General features: G+C 67.0%; 14 protein-coding genes. 10 read left to right on the top strand and 4 right to left on the bottom strand.

Going from position 1 to position 16,362, the window contains the following annotated elements; all coding sequences use genetic code 11:
* The first annotated feature begins 1 nt into the window (after position 1).
* Entirely contained in the window at positions 2-1,369 is a 1,368-nt protein-coding gene (gene melA, locus GGR25_RS02840) for an alpha-glucosidase/alpha-galactosidase (protein WP_183397194.1), read from the top strand.
* Positions 1,370-1,494: 125 nt separating this feature from the next.
* Positions 1,495-2,214, top strand: a complete 720-nt coding sequence (locus tag GGR25_RS02845) for a DUF1275 family protein (RefSeq protein ID WP_183397638.1) — start codon at positions 1,495-1,497, stop codon at positions 2,212-2,214.
* 25 nt (positions 2,215-2,239) lie between these two features.
* On the opposite strand, the gene GGR25_RS02850 is transcribed toward GGR25_RS02845, so the two are convergent.
* On the bottom strand, positions 2,240-3,928 hold the full coding sequence (locus GGR25_RS02850) for an extracellular solute-binding protein (RefSeq protein ID WP_343067946.1): 1,689 nt from the start codon (positions 3,926-3,928) through the stop codon (positions 2,240-2,242).
* A gap of 409 nt (positions 3,929-4,337) precedes the next feature.
* Between GGR25_RS02850 and GGR25_RS02855 the strand changes: the two genes are divergently transcribed.
* A complete protein-coding gene (locus GGR25_RS02855) occupies positions 4,338-5,048 on the top strand; it encodes an invasion associated locus B family protein (RefSeq protein WP_183397196.1) in 711 nt (236 codons plus the stop codon).
* 102 nt (positions 5,049-5,150) lie between these two features.
* Here GGR25_RS02855 and hspQ read toward each other — a convergent pair whose 3' ends face one another.
* Positions 5,151-5,483, bottom strand: a complete 333-nt coding sequence (gene hspQ, locus GGR25_RS02860; protein ID WP_183397197.1) for a heat shock protein HspQ — start codon at positions 5,481-5,483, stop codon at positions 5,151-5,153.
* A gap of 86 nt (positions 5,484-5,569) precedes the next feature.
* Positions 5,570-6,745, bottom strand: a complete 1,176-nt coding sequence (locus GGR25_RS02865) for a UbiH/UbiF family hydroxylase (protein WP_183397198.1) — start codon at positions 6,743-6,745, stop codon at positions 5,570-5,572.
* Positions 6,746-6,907: 162 nt separating this feature from the next.
* Here GGR25_RS02865 and GGR25_RS02870 point away from each other — a divergent pair, with 162 nt between their 5' ends.
* The 3 genes from GGR25_RS02870 (at position 6,908) to GGR25_RS02880 (ending at position 9,770) form a co-directional block, all read left to right on the top strand.
* Complete coding sequence (locus tag GGR25_RS02870) at positions 6,908-7,618, top strand: CDP-alcohol phosphatidyltransferase family protein (protein ID WP_183397199.1); 711 nt, start codon at positions 6,908-6,910, stop codon at positions 7,616-7,618.
* A 33-nt stretch (positions 7,619-7,651) separates the two neighbouring features.
* Entirely contained in the window at positions 7,652-8,371 is a 720-nt protein-coding gene (locus GGR25_RS02875) for a TerC family protein (protein ID WP_183397200.1), read from the top strand.
* A 202-nt stretch (positions 8,372-8,573) separates the two neighbouring features.
* Positions 8,574-9,770: an MFS transporter gene (locus GGR25_RS02880; protein ID WP_183397201.1), complete on the top strand. Its 1,197-nt coding sequence runs from the start codon at positions 8,574-8,576 to the stop codon at positions 9,768-9,770.
* Between the two features lie 234 nt (positions 9,771-10,004).
* Here the strand turns inward: GGR25_RS02880 and GGR25_RS02885 are convergent, their stop codons facing one another.
* The gene (locus tag GGR25_RS02885) at positions 10,005-10,985 is read right to left on the bottom strand and encodes a LysR family transcriptional regulator (RefSeq protein WP_183397202.1); all 981 of its coding nucleotides are present in this window, start codon (positions 10,983-10,985) and stop codon (positions 10,005-10,007) included.
* Positions 10,986-11,204: 219 nt separating this feature from the next.
* Here GGR25_RS02885 and uraH point away from each other — a divergent pair, with 219 nt between their 5' ends.
* Genes uraH through xdhC form a run of 4 tightly spaced genes read left to right on the top strand, consistent with a single transcriptional unit; the run spans position 11,205 to position 16,361 of the window.
* Positions 11,205-11,555, top strand: a complete 351-nt coding sequence (gene uraH / locus GGR25_RS02890; protein ID WP_183397203.1) for a hydroxyisourate hydrolase — start codon at positions 11,205-11,207, stop codon at positions 11,553-11,555.
* Positions 11,556-11,562: 7 nt separating this feature from the next.
* The gene (xdhA, locus tag GGR25_RS02895; protein WP_183397204.1) at positions 11,563-13,044 is read left to right on the top strand and encodes a xanthine dehydrogenase small subunit; all 1,482 of its coding nucleotides are present in this window, start codon (positions 11,563-11,565) and stop codon (positions 13,042-13,044) included.
* On the top strand, positions 13,031-15,346 hold the full coding sequence (gene xdhB / locus GGR25_RS02900; RefSeq protein ID WP_183397205.1) for a xanthine dehydrogenase molybdopterin binding subunit: 2,316 nt from the start codon (positions 13,031-13,033) through the stop codon (positions 15,344-15,346). Before xdhA ends, xdhB begins: the two co-directional genes overlap by 14 nt.
* Before the next feature lie 4 nt (positions 15,347-15,350).
* Positions 15,351-16,361 carry a xanthine dehydrogenase accessory protein XdhC gene (gene xdhC, locus GGR25_RS02905; RefSeq protein ID WP_183397206.1) on the top strand — a complete coding sequence of 337 codons (1,011 nt, stop codon included), beginning with the start codon at positions 15,351-15,353 and terminating at the stop codon, positions 16,359-16,361.
* Position 16,362 lies beyond the last annotated feature (1 nt).

A 16,362-nucleotide genomic window follows, 5' to 3' on the forward strand; every position in this document is an offset into this window, starting at 1 on the left:
CATGTCTCATCCCAAGATCACCTTCATCGGCGCCGGATCGTCGGTGTTCATGAAGAACATCGTCGGCGACATCCTGCAGCGGCCCGCGCTCGCCGGCGCCACGATCGCGCTGATGGACATCAATCCCGAGCGCCTCGAAATGAGCGCCGTCATCGCCAACAAGCTGGTCTCGACGCTCGGCCTGCCGGCGAAGGTGGAGACCTACTCCAACCAGCGCCGGGCGCTGGAAGGCGCGGATTTCGTCGTCGTCTGCTTCCAGATCGGCGGTTATGAGCCGGCGACGGTGACGGATTTCGAGGTGCCGAAGAAGTTTGGCCTCCGCCACACCATCGCCGACACGCTCGGCGTCGGCGGCATCATGCGCGGCCTGCGCACGGTCCCGCATCTGTGGAAGATCTGCGAGGACATGCTCGCCGTCTGCCCGCAGGCGATCCTGCTGCAATATGTGAACCCGATGGCGATCAACACCTGGGCGATCGCGGAGAAATTCCCGACCATCCGCCAGGTCGGCCTCTGCCACTCGGTGCAGGGCACGGCGCATGAGCTCGCCGATGATCTCGACATTCCCTATGGCGAGATCCGCTACCGCGCCGCCGGCATCAACCACATGGCGTTCTATCTCTCCTTCGAGCACCGCCAGGCCGACGGCACCTATCGCGACCTCTATCCCGACCTGCTCGCAGCGTACCGCGAGGGCAGGGCGCCCAAGCCCGGCTGGAACCCGCGCTGCCCCAACAAGGTGCGCTACGAGATGCTGACGCGGCTCGGCTATTTCGTCACCGAGAGCTCGGAGCATTTCGCAGAATATACGCCCTATTTCATCAAGGACGGGCGCGAGGACCTGATCGAGAAGTTCGGCATTCCACTCGACGAATATCCCAAGCGCTGCGTCGAGCAGATCGCCCGCTGGCAGCAGACGGCGGACGATTATCGCAAGGCCGACCGGATCGAGGTCGCGGCGAGCCACGAATACGCCTCGTCGATCGTCAACTCGGTCTGGACGGGCGAACCGTCCGTCATCTACGGCAATGTCCGCAATAGCGGGCTGATCTCCTCGCTGCCCGAGGGCTGCGCCGTGGAGGTGCCCTGCCTCGTCGATGCGTCGGGCATCCAGCCGACCCGGATCGGCGCGCTGCCGCCGCAGCTGGCCGCGCTGATGCGCACCAACATCAATGTGCAGGAACTCACCGTCGCCGCGCTGATGACCGAGAACCGCGATCACATCTATCACGCCGCCATGCTCGATCCGCACACGGCGGCCGAACTAGACCTCGACCAGATCTGGACCCTGGTCGACGACCTGATCGCGGCCCATGGCGACTGGTTGCCGGCCTGGGCACGCGGCGCCGGACGCCGGGCCGCAGCCTGACCGCGCGACCCGGACGGCCCCGGCCTTTCCTCCCGGGTCGGGGCTGCCCGCGGGACCATGGCGCGGCCTCTTTGCCGCGGGGCTTTGCCGCGATCGAAAATTGACGGCTTTTCGCCGCTCCGCCTATCCTCGCAGAAGCGCGCCGCGGATCGACCCCGGCGCGGCTCCAGCCGGCTCCTTTTCTCGCGTTCCTCGGCGGCTATGTCGACACGCTCGGCTTCCTGAGCCTGCATGGCCTGTTCACCGCGCATGTGACCGGGAATTTCGTCACCATCGGCGCCGCGCTGGCGCTCGGCTCGTCCGGCATCCTGACGAAGCTGCTGGCGCTGCCGGTCTTCTGCATCGTGGTGATCGCGACGCGGCTCGTCGGCCGCTGGATGGAGCAGCACAAGCTTCCGGACCTCAGGATCCTGCTCTGGGCCGAGATCCTGCTGCTCGCCCTCGGCGCGGTCCTGGCGCTCCGTTTCGGCCCGTTCCCGAATTCGGACGCGCCGCCGGCCATGCTGTTCGGCATGGTGCTCGTCTCGGCGATGGCGATCCAGAACGCGGTCCACCGAACCCATATGGCGAGCGACGCGCCGAGCACGCTGATGACCGGCAGCACGACGCAGATCCTGGTCGATCTCGTCGATCTGCTGCATGGCGCGGCGCCGGAAACGCGGCCGGCGCTCCGCGCGCGGGCACTGCGCCTGTCGCGCAGCCTCGGCGCCTTCGCGCTCGGCTGCGGCATCGCGGCCGGGGCCTATGTCGCGGTCGGGAACGGCGGCTTCGTCCTGCCGCCGCTCGTCGCGTTCCTCGCCTGGCTCGCGACCGAATCGGTCCGCCGGAACGCCAAGCCCGCCTGATCCGCGGCCGCGATCCGGCGCCGGCCTATTGCGGCGTCGCGTACCAGGTCGACAGCGTGTAGCCGTTCACAGACTGCGTCTTGGGATGATCGACGCGGGTCCAGCGCGCGACCCATTGGTCGGGCAGATAGTAGAGCGGCACGACATAGTGGCCGGAGATCAGCACGCGATCGAGCGCGCGCACGGCGGCGACGAAGTCTTCCTGGGAACGCGCCGCCACGACGGCAGCGATCATGGCGTCGATCGCCGGACTCCTCGCGCCGACATAGTTGAAAGATGACGGCACGTCGGCTGAGCTTGTCGACCAACGGTTCCCCTGTTCGCTGCCCGGCGAGAGGGTGGCCGGCCAATACGTCATGATCATATCGAAATCAAAATCGGCGACGCGACGCTGGTATTGCACGGAATCGACGGTTCGAACGGTTGCCTTGATACCGATGCGAGCGAGGGAGCGGATATATGCTAGGGCAACGCGCTCCTGCGTACGGTCCTGGAGCAAGATTTCGAAGCTGAGCGGCTCTCCCGTTTTTGCATCGACGAGCTGGTTGCCGTTCAGCTTGTAGCCCGCCTGCTCGAGGAGATTGAGCGCCGCACGCATCACCTTGCGGTCGCCGCCGCTCCCGTCCGAGACAGTCGGCTTGTAGGTACCGTCCATCACGTCCGGCTCGACCGCGTCCGGGAAGGGCGCAAGCAGCTTCTTCTCGGTGTCGGAGGCGGGGACGCCCAGCGCCGAAAGCACCGAATTCTGAAAGAAGGAGCCGTTGCGGCTATAGGCGCCCGAAAACAGGTTCTTGTTGACCCATTCGAAGTCGAACAGCATGGCGAGCGCCCCGCGCACCCGCACATCGGCGAATTGCGGGCGGCGCGTGTTCATAGCGAAACCCGTCATGCCCTTCGGCAAACCGTTATTAACGGTCTCCTTAACGACACGTCCGTCCTGCGCGGCAGGAAAATCGTAGCCGTCGAGCCATGTCGCAGGATCACTCTCCGGATTGACGTCGTACAATCCCTTCTTGAACGCCTCGAACATGGCGTTGCGATCGCGGTAATAGTCGACGCGAATCTCGTCGAAATTGTCGAAGCCACGCTTCACCGGCAGATCCTTGCCCCAATAGTTCGGATCGCGCTTCAGCACGAAGCGTTGCCCGGGATCGATCTGCGCCATCACATAGGGCCCGGTACCGATCATAGGTTTGAGGGTAGACTGGTCGAAGGTCTCCGGATCGATGGCATGCTTCGGCAGGATTGGCATCAGCCCCATCAGGAGCGGTAGCTCTCGATTATCACCGTTCTCGAAAGTGAACTTCACTCCGCGATCGCCAAACTTTTCGGCCTTGGTAACCAGCTTGTACCATTCGCCGTTTGGCTTTGGGCGGCCTTTGTCACGGAGAATCTGCCAGGAGAAAATCACGTCTTCCGGGGTTACGGGCTGGCCGTCCGAGAAATGCGCCTTGGGATTGATTGTGAAGGCGACGGAGCTACGGTCGTCCGGCATGTCGACGCTGTCAGCGAGCAGGCCGTAGAGCGAAAACGCCTCATCGCGATTGCGCGTCAGCAGGCTCTCGAACACATTGTTGCCGAGTGACGCGTCCCAGATACCGCGTGACGTCGTCGTGAGGCTCTTCACGATAAACGGGTTGAGGCTGTCATAGGTGCCGACGAAGGCATAGGTGATCGTGCCGCCCTTCGGCGCGTTCGGATCGGCATAGGGCAAATGGTCGAAGCCGTCGGGCAGGGCAGGCTCGCCATGCATGGCGATCGCATGCTTGGGTTCGCCATAGGCGGAGGGGGCGGAAAGACCGATTCCCGCTGCGGCGAGAAGCGCGGCGAGGGCAAGCCCCGACCGTCTGACGAGATGCGGCATTGACGATTCCCTCCCCGGCTGCGATTCGTCGCAGGGAAGCGCAGCAATGCGGCGGAATCAACGGCCCTTGGTGCTGGAAATCGCGCCGGGGCCACGCTATTCATGCGCCGCTGGCGAGCGGTCACCGTGTCGCCTCAATTGATCTTCATCCAGCCTCCGAGCGTTGCCGGGGCCGAAGTGACGGCTGTGGCAGCACAATCCGGATAAACGCGACTGTCGGCGACACGCCGAGCAAATGATGAACGCGAGGACAAGCGCGATGCCGCATCTTTGGAATTCTCGTCTGGTCCGGGCGCCGCAGCTCGCGGCCGCCGCGCTCTTCGTCGCGCTCACCGCGACGTCGGCGTTCGCCCAGCAGGACGCGCCGGCTGCCGATGCAGCGCCGGCCGCCGACCAGGCCGCTCCGGCTGCCGCCGCTGCCCCGGCAGCGGGCGGTGCCACGCCGCCGGCCTGGATCAAGGAATGCGCGCAGGACCAGCAGTCCAAGAAGAAGCTCTGCATCACCTCGCAGGAGCTGCGCGCCGAGACGAACCAGTTCATCTCCTCCCTGCAGATCCGCAAGCTCGAAGGCGAGCCCAAGATGGCGCTGACCGCCATCGTGCTCACCGGCCAGCTGATCCAGCCGGGCCTTCTGATCCAGGTCGATCAGAACAAGGCGATCCCGCTCAAATACGTCATCTGCGACCCGTCGGTCTGCTACGCGCAGGGCGAAATCGACGACGCCTTTATCGCTTCGCTCAAGAAGGGCAAGCGCATTGCGGCGATCACGATGAACCCGCAGGGCAAGCCGATGGTGTTCCCGTTCCCGCTGACGGGCTTCACCAAGACCTTCGACGGCGAGGGTCTCGATCGCGCGGCCGGCGCCGCCAAGCGCAACGAGCTGCAGGAGGCCGTGCAGAAGCGCGCCGCCGAGCGCAACAAGGCGCTGATCGACCAGCAGAACAAGGAGCGTGAGGCCAACCCGCAGTAAGCGGCGCGGTCAAGCGCGAAGAAACGAGGGCGGTGCCGCGGCGCCGCCCTTTTTCATGTCTGGATGCTTTTCGCGAGAAGGCCGGTCAGGGCCGAGGCGGGATCAGTTCAGCCCGCGACCGCGCGCCACATAGAGATCGCCGTCGCGGCCGTCAAAATAATCGCCGAGCTGCGGGTGGCGCAGCGGCTCCTCGGACGTGTCGGCGACGAGGTTCTGCTCCGAGACATAGGCGACATATTCGCTTTCGTCGTTTTCGGCGAGCAGGTGATAGAAGGGCTGGTCCTTGGAGGGGCGCATATCCTCGGGGATCGACAGCCACCATTCCTCGGTATTGGCGAAGACGGGATCGACGTCGAAGATCACGCCGCGAAACGGGAACACGCGGTGACGGACAATCTGTCCGATCCTGAACTTTGCGCTGCGGATTTCGCCCATGGCTCCTGGTCTTCTGGCTCCCGGTCTTTCCTCGACGGGTTCGGCAAAGCGCACGATCCGGCCGGGCTGTCAACCGGGAAGCCCCCTCAGAGATGCGGCGCGAGGGCCTGGCGCATCGCGGCGCGCTTGAGGGCCGGGACGCGGTCGAGCGCGAACAGGCCGATGCCGCGAGCGAGCTGGACCGGCAGCAGCGAGGTCAAGAGCGTGCGATTGAGCGCGTCGACGGCGCTGGTGCGCAGCGTCACGTCGCCCGTGCGCCGGCGGTCATAGGCGGCGAGCGCATCGGCGGCGCCGGGATCGCGGGGATGGTCGGCGATCACGGCCGCGAAGACGGCGGCATCGCGAAGGCCGAGATTGAGCCCCTGCGCGCCGATCGGCGGGAAGACATGCGCGGCCTCGCCGATCAGCGCGATGCGATGCGCCGCGAATTTGCGCGCCTGCAGCCCGCTGAGCGGGAAGACCTGGCGCTTGCCGTCGATCGTCATCCGGCCGACCAGATAATGCGCGCGGCGCTCGAATTCACGCGCCAGCGCCGCGTCGTCGAGGCCGGCGAGCCGCTCCGCCTCGGCCGGCGTCTCAACGCAGACGATCGCCGAATGGCGGCCGGGGAGGGGGACGAGCGTGAACGGCCCCGTCGGGGTGTGAAACTCGGTCGAGACGTCGTCATGGGAAAGCTCATGCGCCGTGTTCACGACCAGCGCCGATTGCGGATAGCTCCACACGCGCGTGCCGATGCCCGCCGCCATGCGCGCCGGAGAATTGCGGCCGTCGGCGGCGCCGATGAGGCGGGCGGTCACGATGGCGCCATCGGCGGTGACGACGCGGACCGCATCCGCCTCCGGCTCGATCGAGGCGGCCGTGCCTTCGATGCGGTGGACGCCCGCTGCCGCTGCGGCCTCTTCCAGAGCGGCGACCAGCGCCGCATGGGGCACGTTGTAGCCGAAGGCGTCGCGGCCGATCTCGCTCGCATGGAACTCGACCAGCGGCGCGCGGATCAGGCGGCGCGTGGCGTCGACGAGGCGCATGGTGCGCAGCGGCGCCGAGTCCGCGGCGACGCGGTCGAAGACGCCGGCTTCCTTCAGGATGTCGACCGAGACGCCGAGCATGGCGATGGTGCGGCGATCGCGCGGCTCCGCAGGCGGGGCGAGCAGCGCCGTCGCCGCGCCGGCCTTGCGCGCCAGGATCGCCGCCACCAGCCCGGCCGGGCCGGCGCCGATCACCAGCACGTCGAAATCCGCTCCGGCGGGAAGTGTCTCTGACATGATGTGCGCGTCGCCTCGTTTGCCCTGCCTCATAACTGGTCCGCAGGCGGCCCGCTGGCAATGCCGATCTGTGTCGCACGCGTCCGCGCGGCGCGGAGTTTCCTTGCCAGCCTCGCAAAGCTTCCGTATCGAGGGACCAACGGGGAAACGCGGAGGGACTTCATGCCGCAGCGGCGGGGCTGGCCGCGGACGGAAAGCTGGGCGGTGCATCTTCTCACCGCCAGCGGCGCAGCCTTCGCGCTGCTCGCCACGCTTTCCGTCTTCGATAGCGACTGGACGGCGGCCTTCGCCTGGCTCGGCGCCGCGCTCTTCGTCGACGGCATCGACGGGCCGCTCGCCCGCCGCTTCGCCGTCGAGGAGCGCGTGCCCTGGTTCGACGGCGCGATCCTCGATCTCGTCATCGACTACGCGACCTATGTCTTCATTCCCGCGCTGATTCTCGCCCGCGCCGACATCATGCCGCCGCTGCTCGCCGTTCCGGCCGCGGTTGCGGTCGCCATCGTCGGGGCGATCTATTTCGCCGATACGCGCATGAAGACGGCGGATTACGGCTTTCGCGGCTTTCCGGCCGTGTGGAACGCCGTCGTCTTCGTGCTCGTCGTCTTCGGCCCGCCGCCGGTGATCGGCGCGGCGCTGATCGCGCTCTTCCTCGTGCTCACCTTCACGCCGGTCGAGTTCATCCATCCCTTCCGCGTGCGCAAGGCCCGCCCGCTGACCATGGCCGTGACCTTCGCCTGGGGCGTATTCGCGCTGCTCTCGGTCGTCTGGCATCTCGATCCGCCGCCGATCGTCCTGATCGGCCTCGCGATCACCTCGGCCTATCTTGCGTCCATCGGCGCCTTTCTACAGGCTGCCCGTCGTGCCGCGCGTTAAAGTCCCGCTCCCCACACCGATCATGGATCGCCGATGAACCTCGAGATCTTTCTGACCGCCAATGCCTGGGCCTCGCTGCTGACGCTGACGGCGATGGAGATCGTGCTCGGCATCGACAATATCGTGTTCATCTCGGTTCTGGTCAGCCGCCTGCCCAAGGAAAGCGCCAAGCGGGCGCGGCAGATCGGCCTCAGCCTGGCGCTGGTGTTCCGCATCGCGCTGCTGATGGTGCTGTCCTGGCTGATCGGGCTGACGGAACCCGTCGTCTCGGCGCTGGGCTTCGAGCTTTCCTGGCGCGACCTGATCCTGCTCGCGGGCGGACTCTTCCTGATCTACAAGGCGACGCACGAGATCCACCAGGGCGTCGAGGGCAATGGCGAGCACGAGACGAGCGCCGTCAAGGCGTCGTTCTCGGCCATCGTCGCGCAGATCATCGTCATCGACATGGTGTTTTCGGTCGATTCGATCATCACGGCGATCGGCATGGCCGAGCATCTGGAGATCATGGTGCTCGCCGTCGTCATCGCCATGGGCGTGATGTACATCGCCTCCGGCTCGATCGCGGCCTTCATCGAACGTCACCCGACGACCAAGATGCTGGCGCTCGCCTTCCTGCTGATGATCGGCGTCGCGCTCGTTGCCGATGCGCTCGGCTTCCATATCCCGCGCGGCTACATCTACTCGGCCATGGCCTTCTCGGCCTTCGTCGAAATCCTCAACGTCGCCGCGAAGCGCGGCCGCAAAACCCACTGACGGGCGGCCCCCGCGCCTTGCGTCGCCTCTTCCTTCGGGGGGGGGCGGCGGCCGGTTTTGCTGAATCGCTAGCCGTTCTGCCCATTGCGGCGGCAGCCGTCTGTCGGTATAGTTTGCATCGATTCAAAAACTGGCGATCCGTGTCCGGCGGACACGCGCCCCGACCGCGTTGGCGGTCGCCTCCGCCTCGTGACGGTATCGTATGGCCCTTTCATTCGCGTCTGCGCGCCTCATTATGGGGCTGTTCTTCTTCTATTCCTTCTCGATCTCCAGCTGGCTTATCCGCATCCCGGACATACAGCAGAGCCTCAAGCTCGAGCCGGCCATGCTGTCGGTCTGCCTGATCGGCATCCCCGTCGGCCTCGTCATCTCGATGGCGTTCTCCGGCGTGGTCGTCGAGCGGTTCGGGCCGCGCAACGCGTTCCGCTATGGCTTCTGGTTCCTGGCCGCGGCGCTGCTCCTGCCGGGCCTCGCCTCGCATGCGCTCTGGCTGTTCTTCGCGCTCGTCCTGCTCGGCCTGACCATGGGCCCGGTCGAGGTCGGCGTGAATGTCGCGGCGGATCGCATCGGCGTCGCGCTGGGTCGGACGATCATGTCGCGCTGCCATGGCTTCTGGAGCCTCGGGCTGATGGCCGGCGGCGCGCTCGGTTCGCTCGCCGCCGCCTATGGGCTGGAGCCGCACATCCATATGGCGCTGGTCGCGCTGTTCGTCCTGGTCTCCTCGCAGATCCTCGCCGCCCGTCTCCCCGATGCTCTGTCCGATAACGGCGCCGAAGCGACGGCCGAGAAGGCGCCGGTCTTCGTGCTGCCGCCGCGCAACATCGTTCTGCTCTGCCTGTTCGGCTTCGGCATGCTGATGGTCGAGGGCGCGATCACGGACTGGAGCGCGATCTATCTGCGCGACGTCTTCGGGGCCGTGCCGCCGGTTACCGGCTTCGCCTTTACGACGTTCGGCCTCGTCATGGCAGCCGGCCGCCTCGGCGGCGATTATCTGTCGATGCGCTTCGGGCCGGTCACCATGGCGCGCGTGTGCTGCGCCTTCGGCCTTGCCGGCCTCGCCATGATGATCTTCGCGACCAGCACCGCCATGGTCATCGCGGGTGCCGCCGCCGCCGGTTTCGGCGTTTCCATCATCTTCCCGCTGGCCGTGACGGCTGCGGCGGGCCGCGGCGGTTCGGCTGCGGTCAATGTCGCGGCGCTGTCGCTGCTCTCCTTCACCGGCTTCCTGATCGGCCCGCCGATCATCGGCTTCGTGACCGAGGTATTCGGCCTGCGCGTCGGCATGGGCTTCCTGCTGCTGCCGGCGCTGATGAGCCTGGTCCTCGCCGGCGAAGTGCGCGTGCGCGCCCGCCGGCTCGACGACGCAGCGCTGGGTGCCGTGGGGAGTGAGGCGGCGTAAGGCTCTTCGTGCACGGGAACCCGACTTCCTTCACCTCTCCCAGAGGGAGAGGTCGACGGCCAAAGGCCGGCGGGTGAGGGGTTACGGACGTCTCAGGATAGGGCGCTGATCCATCCCGGCAGATTCTGATGGTTCCCTAACCCCTCACCCGGCCCTGCGGGCCGACCTCTCCCTCAGGGAGAGGTGAAAGGGGGGCGCAGTCCCTTAGCGGACAGAACGCCCCGCCAACCGACCCTAACCTCCATTCGCGGCGAATTCGCTGAGCGTGCCCGCCCCGTCGAAATAGGTGCGGACATGGTCGAAGAAGGCTGCGGGGGCGAAGCGGAGGCCTGCGCCGCTGCGCACGATCACCGCGAAACGGTTGAGCGGCAGGGCGCGATCGGCGATCGGGCGGAAGATGACCTCGCCCGAGCCGATCTCGCGCTCAATGCCGAGCGGCGTCAGGAAGGCGGCATAGCGTCCCGAGCGCGCGAGCTCGAACAGCATGCGCACCGAATTCGATTCGACGAGCGCATGCGGTGGCTCGGGGAGGCGTGCGAGGTACGGCTCGATCACCTGGCGAATCGAGAGGCTCCGCGCCGGCATGGCGCAGGCATGCTGGAAGCAATCCGCGAAGTGCGGCTCGGCCAGCGCCGCCAGCGGATGGTCCGGCCGCATCACGACGCCGATCGGCAGGTCACGCCGCACCGCGACGTCGATGTCGCGCAGTGGCCGCGTGACGAAGGTGAAGCCGATGTCGACGGCGGCATTGGCCAGCAGGTCGATCACATCGCCCGACGCGGCAATGCGCGATTCGACCTGAAGGCGCGGATAGCGCACGCCGAATTCGGCGATTAGGCGCGGCAGGATCGTCAGCCCGACGCTCTCCACCGTCGCGATGCGCACTGTTCCCGATCTGAGCCCCGCCAGGAGATCGAGTTCCGAAACGGCGGATTCGAGCGGGCGGACCAGATCGCGCGCATGGCGCAGCAACACCTCTCCGGCCGGCGTGAGCCGCAGCCGCTTCGATTCCCGCGAGAACAGGAGCATGCCGAGCGAATCTTCGAGATGCCCGATCTGCCGTGCAACGGCGGAGGAGGCGACATTCAGCCGCCGCGCGGTCTCGCGCATGGAGAGTGTCTCGGCCACCGAGACGAAGTAGAGCAGCGAGGGGGTGTGAAACAGGCGGGCGAGTGAGGTGGCCGAAAGGGCGGACCGTGGGTGCGTACCCTCCATCGTCGCTCTCCATTGCTGCCGATCAGGCAGCGCGCTGCTCTTGAAACTGTGGTTTTCGACGCATCCTTGGCGTCCTAGCATGTTCTTCGCAGAGGAGGCGTGGCATTTTGCTGCCAATCCGTGCAGCAGGGCGCCGAAGTTTGAGTTTGATTAAGCCTTGGGCATTTTCTAGTTTTGAATTGGTCGAGCCGATGGGCCGGCTCCGCAAGCGAGTACGATATGGGCCGCCTCACCACACATGTTCTGGATACCGCCGCCGGGCGTCCGGCGTCCGGCCTCGTCATCGAGCTGTACCGGCTCGACAAGGAGCCGGTCTATGTGCGCTCCGTGACGACCAATGACGATGGCCGCGCCGATGGCCCGCTGCTCGAAGGCGATGCGTTCGCGCCCGGCGTTTATGAGCTGCGCTTCCATGCCGGCGCCTATCTGAAGCAGTCCTCGCTGGCACTGCCGGATCCGCCCTTCCTGGAGGTGGTGCCGGTTCGCTTCGGCATCGCGGATGCGTCGCAGCACTATCACGTCCCGTTGCTGCTCTCCCCCTATGGCTATTCAACCTATCGCGGCAGCTGAGCACCCCATGCGCGAAACCATACGCTTCGTCCGCCGCGGCCAGATCGTCGAGATCAGCAATTTCGATCCGATGACGACCTTGCTCGATCATCTGCGTCTGGCGGAAGGTGCGACCGGCACCAAGGAGGGCTGCGGGGAGGGGGACTGCGGCGCCTGCACGGTCGCGATCGGCCGCACGGTGAAGGACCGCGTCGTCTACGAGCCGGTGAATGCCTGCATCCAGCTGCTCGGCATGGTCGACGGCGCGGAGATCGTCGCGGTGGAGGACCTCGCCGAGGGCAGCGCGCTGCATCCCGTGCAGTCCGCGATGGTCGAGAAGCATGGCTCGCAATGCGGCTTCTGCACGCCCGGCTTCGTGATGAGCCTGTTCACGCTCTACCAGTCGACGGAGGGGCCGGTCACGCGCTCCACCATCAATGACTGGATCGCAGGAAACCTCTGCCGCTGCACGGGCTATCGCCCGATCGTCGAGGCGGCGGTGGCGGCCTGTTCGGGCGAGCGGGCCGACAGGTTCCGCACCGCCAATGCCGACACGGCCGGCATCCTTTCGTTCCTCAATGACGAGCGCGACGTGTTCATCGGCGATGACCAGCGCTTCTTCGCGGCACCCGCCTCGATCGACGGCCTCGCCGCGCTCTATGAGCAGCATCCCTCGGCGGTCATCGTGTCGGGCGCGACGGATGTGGGCCTCTGGATCACCAAGCAGCTCCGCGACATTCCGAAGATCATCCATATCGGCCGCGTGCCGGGCCTCGACGGCATCGAGGATACGGGCCGGGAACTGCTGATCGGCGCGGCGGCGACCTATGCCGATGTCGAGCCCTATGCCCGCGCGATCGATCCCGATCTTGGCGAACTCTTCCGCCGCATCGGCTCGAAGCAGGTGCGTGCCTCCGGCACTGTCGGCGGCAACGTCGCCAATGGCTCGCCGATTGGCGACACGCCGCCGGCGCTGATCGCGCTCGGCGCGACGCTGGAGCTGCGGCGCGGGACCCGCTCGCGCGTCATGCCGGTCGAGGAGTTCTATATCGACTATGGCAAGCAGAACCGCGCCAGCGGCGAGTTCGTCACCGGGCTGATGATCCCGCACCTCAAGGAGGGGCAGGTCTTTCGCTGCTACAAGGTGACGAAGCGGTTCGACCAGGACATTTCCTCGGTCATGGGCGCCTTCTCCTTCACGCTCGCGGCCGACGGGACGGTGCGCGAGGCGCGCATCGCCTATGGCGGCATGGCCGGCATCCCGAAGCGCGCCAAGGGCGCGGAAAGCGCGCTGCTCGGCGCCTCGATCCGCGATTCCGCCGTCTGGTCGAAGGCGTTCGCGGCGCTGAAGGAGGATTTCACGCCGATGAGCGACCATCGCGCCAGCGCCGCCTATCGCGCCGAAACCGCGCATGCGCTGCTCGGCAAGGCGCTGCTCGAGGCAGCCGGCGCTCCGACCAGCCGCACCCGCCTCATCGGCCGTAGGGAGGCGCTCCATGCCGCCGAGTGACACCATGATCCCCGAGGCCGAGCTCACGGTCGTCCGGAAGCCCCTGCCGCATGACAGCGCCCCGCGCCATGTCACCGGCAGCGCCGCCTATATCGACGATATCCGCGAGATGGCGGGCACGCTGCATCTGGCGCCCGGCTATGCGCCGATCGCCGCCGGCCGCATCATCGATCTCGACCTTGCCGCGGTCCGCGCCGCGCCGGGCGTCGTCGCCGTGCTCACGGCCGAGGACATTCCCGGCGCCAATGACATCTCGCCGAAGCTGATTGGCGACGATCCGGCGCTCGCCACCGGCGAGATCCGCTTCCACGGCCAGGTCGTGTTCGTCGTGGTCGCCGAGACGCGCGACCAGGCCCGACGCGCTGCGAAGAAGGCGAAGTTCAAGACCGAGGCGACGGCGCCCGTCATCGATGTCGACCAGGCCAGCGACACGGTGCTGCCGGATTATGCCTTCACGCGCGGCGATCCCGACGCGGCCGTCGCCGGCGCGCCGGTCAGCTTCAGCGATACGTTCCGCATCGGCGGGCAGGAGCATTTCTATCTCGAAGGCCAGATCTCCATGGCCATTCCGGGCGAGGCGGGCGAAATGCTCGTCTATGCCTCGACCCAGCATCCGAGCGAGGTGCAGCACCTCGTCTCGCACGCGCTGCATATCCCTTCGAGCGCGGTGACGGTCGAGATCCGTCGGATGGGTGGCGGCTTCGGCGGCAAGGAGAGTCAGGCCTCGCAATGGGCCGTGCTCGCGGCGCTGGCGGCCTGGAAGACCGGCCAGCCCTGCAAGATGCGGCTCGACCGCGAGGACGACATGATCATGACCGGCAAGCGGCATGATTTCCGCGTCGATTATTCCGTCGGCCATGACGAGAACGGCCTGCTCAAGGGCGTCGACGTCGCGCTGCACGCCCGCTGCGGCCATTCGGAAGACCTGTCCATGGGCGTCGTCGACCGGACGATGTTCCATGCCGACAATTCCTATTTCTATCCCGAATGCCGCGTGCTGACGCGGCGCCACCGCACCAACACCGTCTCCAATACGGCGTTTCGCGGCTTCGGCGGCCCGCAGGGCATGGTGTTCGCCGAGCGGATGATGGACCAGATCGCCTATCGCCTCGGCAAGGATCCGCTCGATGTGCGCAAGGCGAATTTCTACGCGCCCGGCCGCGACCTGACGCCGTTCGGCCAGCAGGTCACCGACAATCTGCTGCATGAGCTGGTCGGCGAACTGGAGGTGAAGAGCGACTATCGCGCCCGCCGCGCCGAGATCAGCGCCTGGAACGCGGAGAGCCGCATCCTGAAGCGCGGCCTCGCGCTGACGCCGGTCAAGTTCGGCATCTCCTTCACGCTGATGCCGCTCAACCAGGCCGGCGCGCTGGTCCATCTCTATCGCGACGGCTCGCTGCATCTGAACCATGGCGGCACCGAGATGGGGCAGGGGCTCTTTCTCAAGGTGGCGCAGGTGGTCGCCGAGGAATTCGGCGTCGATATCGGCAAGGTCGCGATCACGGCGACGCGCACCGACAAGGTGCCCAACACCTCGCCGACCGCCGCCTCGACCGGCACGGACCTGAACGCCATGGCGGCGCTCAATGCCTGCGGCCAGATCAAGGATCGGCTCTACGCCTTCATCGAGGAGAAGTGGCAGGTCCGCCGCAACCAGGTGAAGTTCCGCGAGGGCCAGGTCTTCCTCGGCAACCGCGCCATGCCGCTCGCCGAGCTGGTCAACGCCGCCTATATGGAGCGCGTGCAGCTTTCGGCCGCCGGCTTCTACAAGACGCCGAAGATCGCCTGGAACCGCGACAAGGCGGAGGGGCGGCCCTTCTTCTATTTCGCCTATGGCGCCTCGTGCTCCGAGGTCACGATCGACACCATGACCGGCGAGATGAAGGTCGACCGGGTCGACGTGCTGCATGATGTCGGCAAGTCGATCAATCCGGCGATCGATATCGGCCAGATCGAGGGCGGCTTCGTGCAGGGCATGGGCTGGCTGACGACAGAGGAGCTGGTCTGGGACGCGCAGGGGCGGCTCCGCACGCATGCGCCCTCGACCTACAAGATCCCCGCCGCCTCGGACATTCCCGAGCATTTCCGCGTCGAGCTGTACGAATCCGATGGCGCGCGCGAGAAGACGATCTATCGTTCGAAGGCGGTCGGCGAGCCGCCGCTGATGCTGCCGATCTCGGTCTGGTGCGCGATCGCCAATGCGGTCGCGGCGGTGCGTCCCGGCGGCGTGCCGAAGCTCGATGCGCCGGCGACGCCGGAAGCGATCATGAAGGCGGTCCGAGCCATGCTGGCGGGAGACTAGGCATATGCGCCTCTGGCAGCGCCTGCTCGATGCCCTCGACGCCCATGGCAAGGTCGCCATGGCGAGCGTCGTCGGCATGCAGGGCTCGACGCCCCGCGAGACGGGCGCGCGGGTGGTGGCGCTGCCGGACGGTTCGTTCTTCGGCACGATCGGCGGCGGCACGCTCGAATGGCGCGCGCTGGCCGATCTGCAGGCGCTGCTCGCCCGCCCCGGCGGCAAGCCGTTCCAGACGCGCTCGGTCGCGCTCGGCCCGGATCTCGGCCAGTGCTGCGGCGGGCGCGTCGAACTCGCCTATGAGCTGTTCGACGCCGCGCAGCGCGAGACGATCGCCCGCCTCGCCGCGTTCGAGGCCGAAGGGCCGTTCCGCACCACGGCCGGCATCGACGGCAGCGGACCGCTCGAGCGTGTCCGCGATGATTCGGGAAGCGTGGCGATCGGCGCTGTCCGGCTCCGCGCGGATCGGCTGGAGGAGGGCTTCGGCGAGGCGCCGCGGCGGCTGTTCCTGTTCGGCGCCGGCCATGTCGGCCGCGCGCTGGTGCTCGCCCTCGCGCCGCTGCCCTTCGCGGTCACCTGGGTCGATCCGCGCCCCGACGCCTTCCCGGCGCGCGTGCCCGGCAATGTCACCTGCATCGAGACCGCCGATCCGCCTTCCGTGCTGGACGCGGCCGGGGCAGGGGATTTCGTGCTCGTCATGACGCATCATCACGGCCTCGATCTTGCAATCACCGATGCCGCGCTCCGCCGTCCCGGCATTGCCTATCTCGGCGTGATCGGCAGCACTTCGAAGCGCGCGCGCTTCCGCCGCCTGCTCGGCGAGGCGGGCCATGCGGCGGATGATGTCGCGCGCATGATCATGCCGATCGGCGTGGCCGGCATCCGCTCGAAACTCCCCGCGGCCATCGCGCTCGCCGTCGCAGCGGACTTGCTCATGCGCGACGAGGCTGCTCAGAGTGTCGAAGCCGACAACGCCGGGACGCTCGACACACGTTCCGCCCGGACTCGAAAGGCCGTCTGAC

Origin of the sequence: Kaistia hirudinis (assembly GCF_014196455.1) — a bacterium.
In the GTDB taxonomy this organism is placed as follows: Bacteria; Pseudomonadota; Alphaproteobacteria; order Rhizobiales; family Kaistiaceae; genus Kaistia; species Kaistia hirudinis.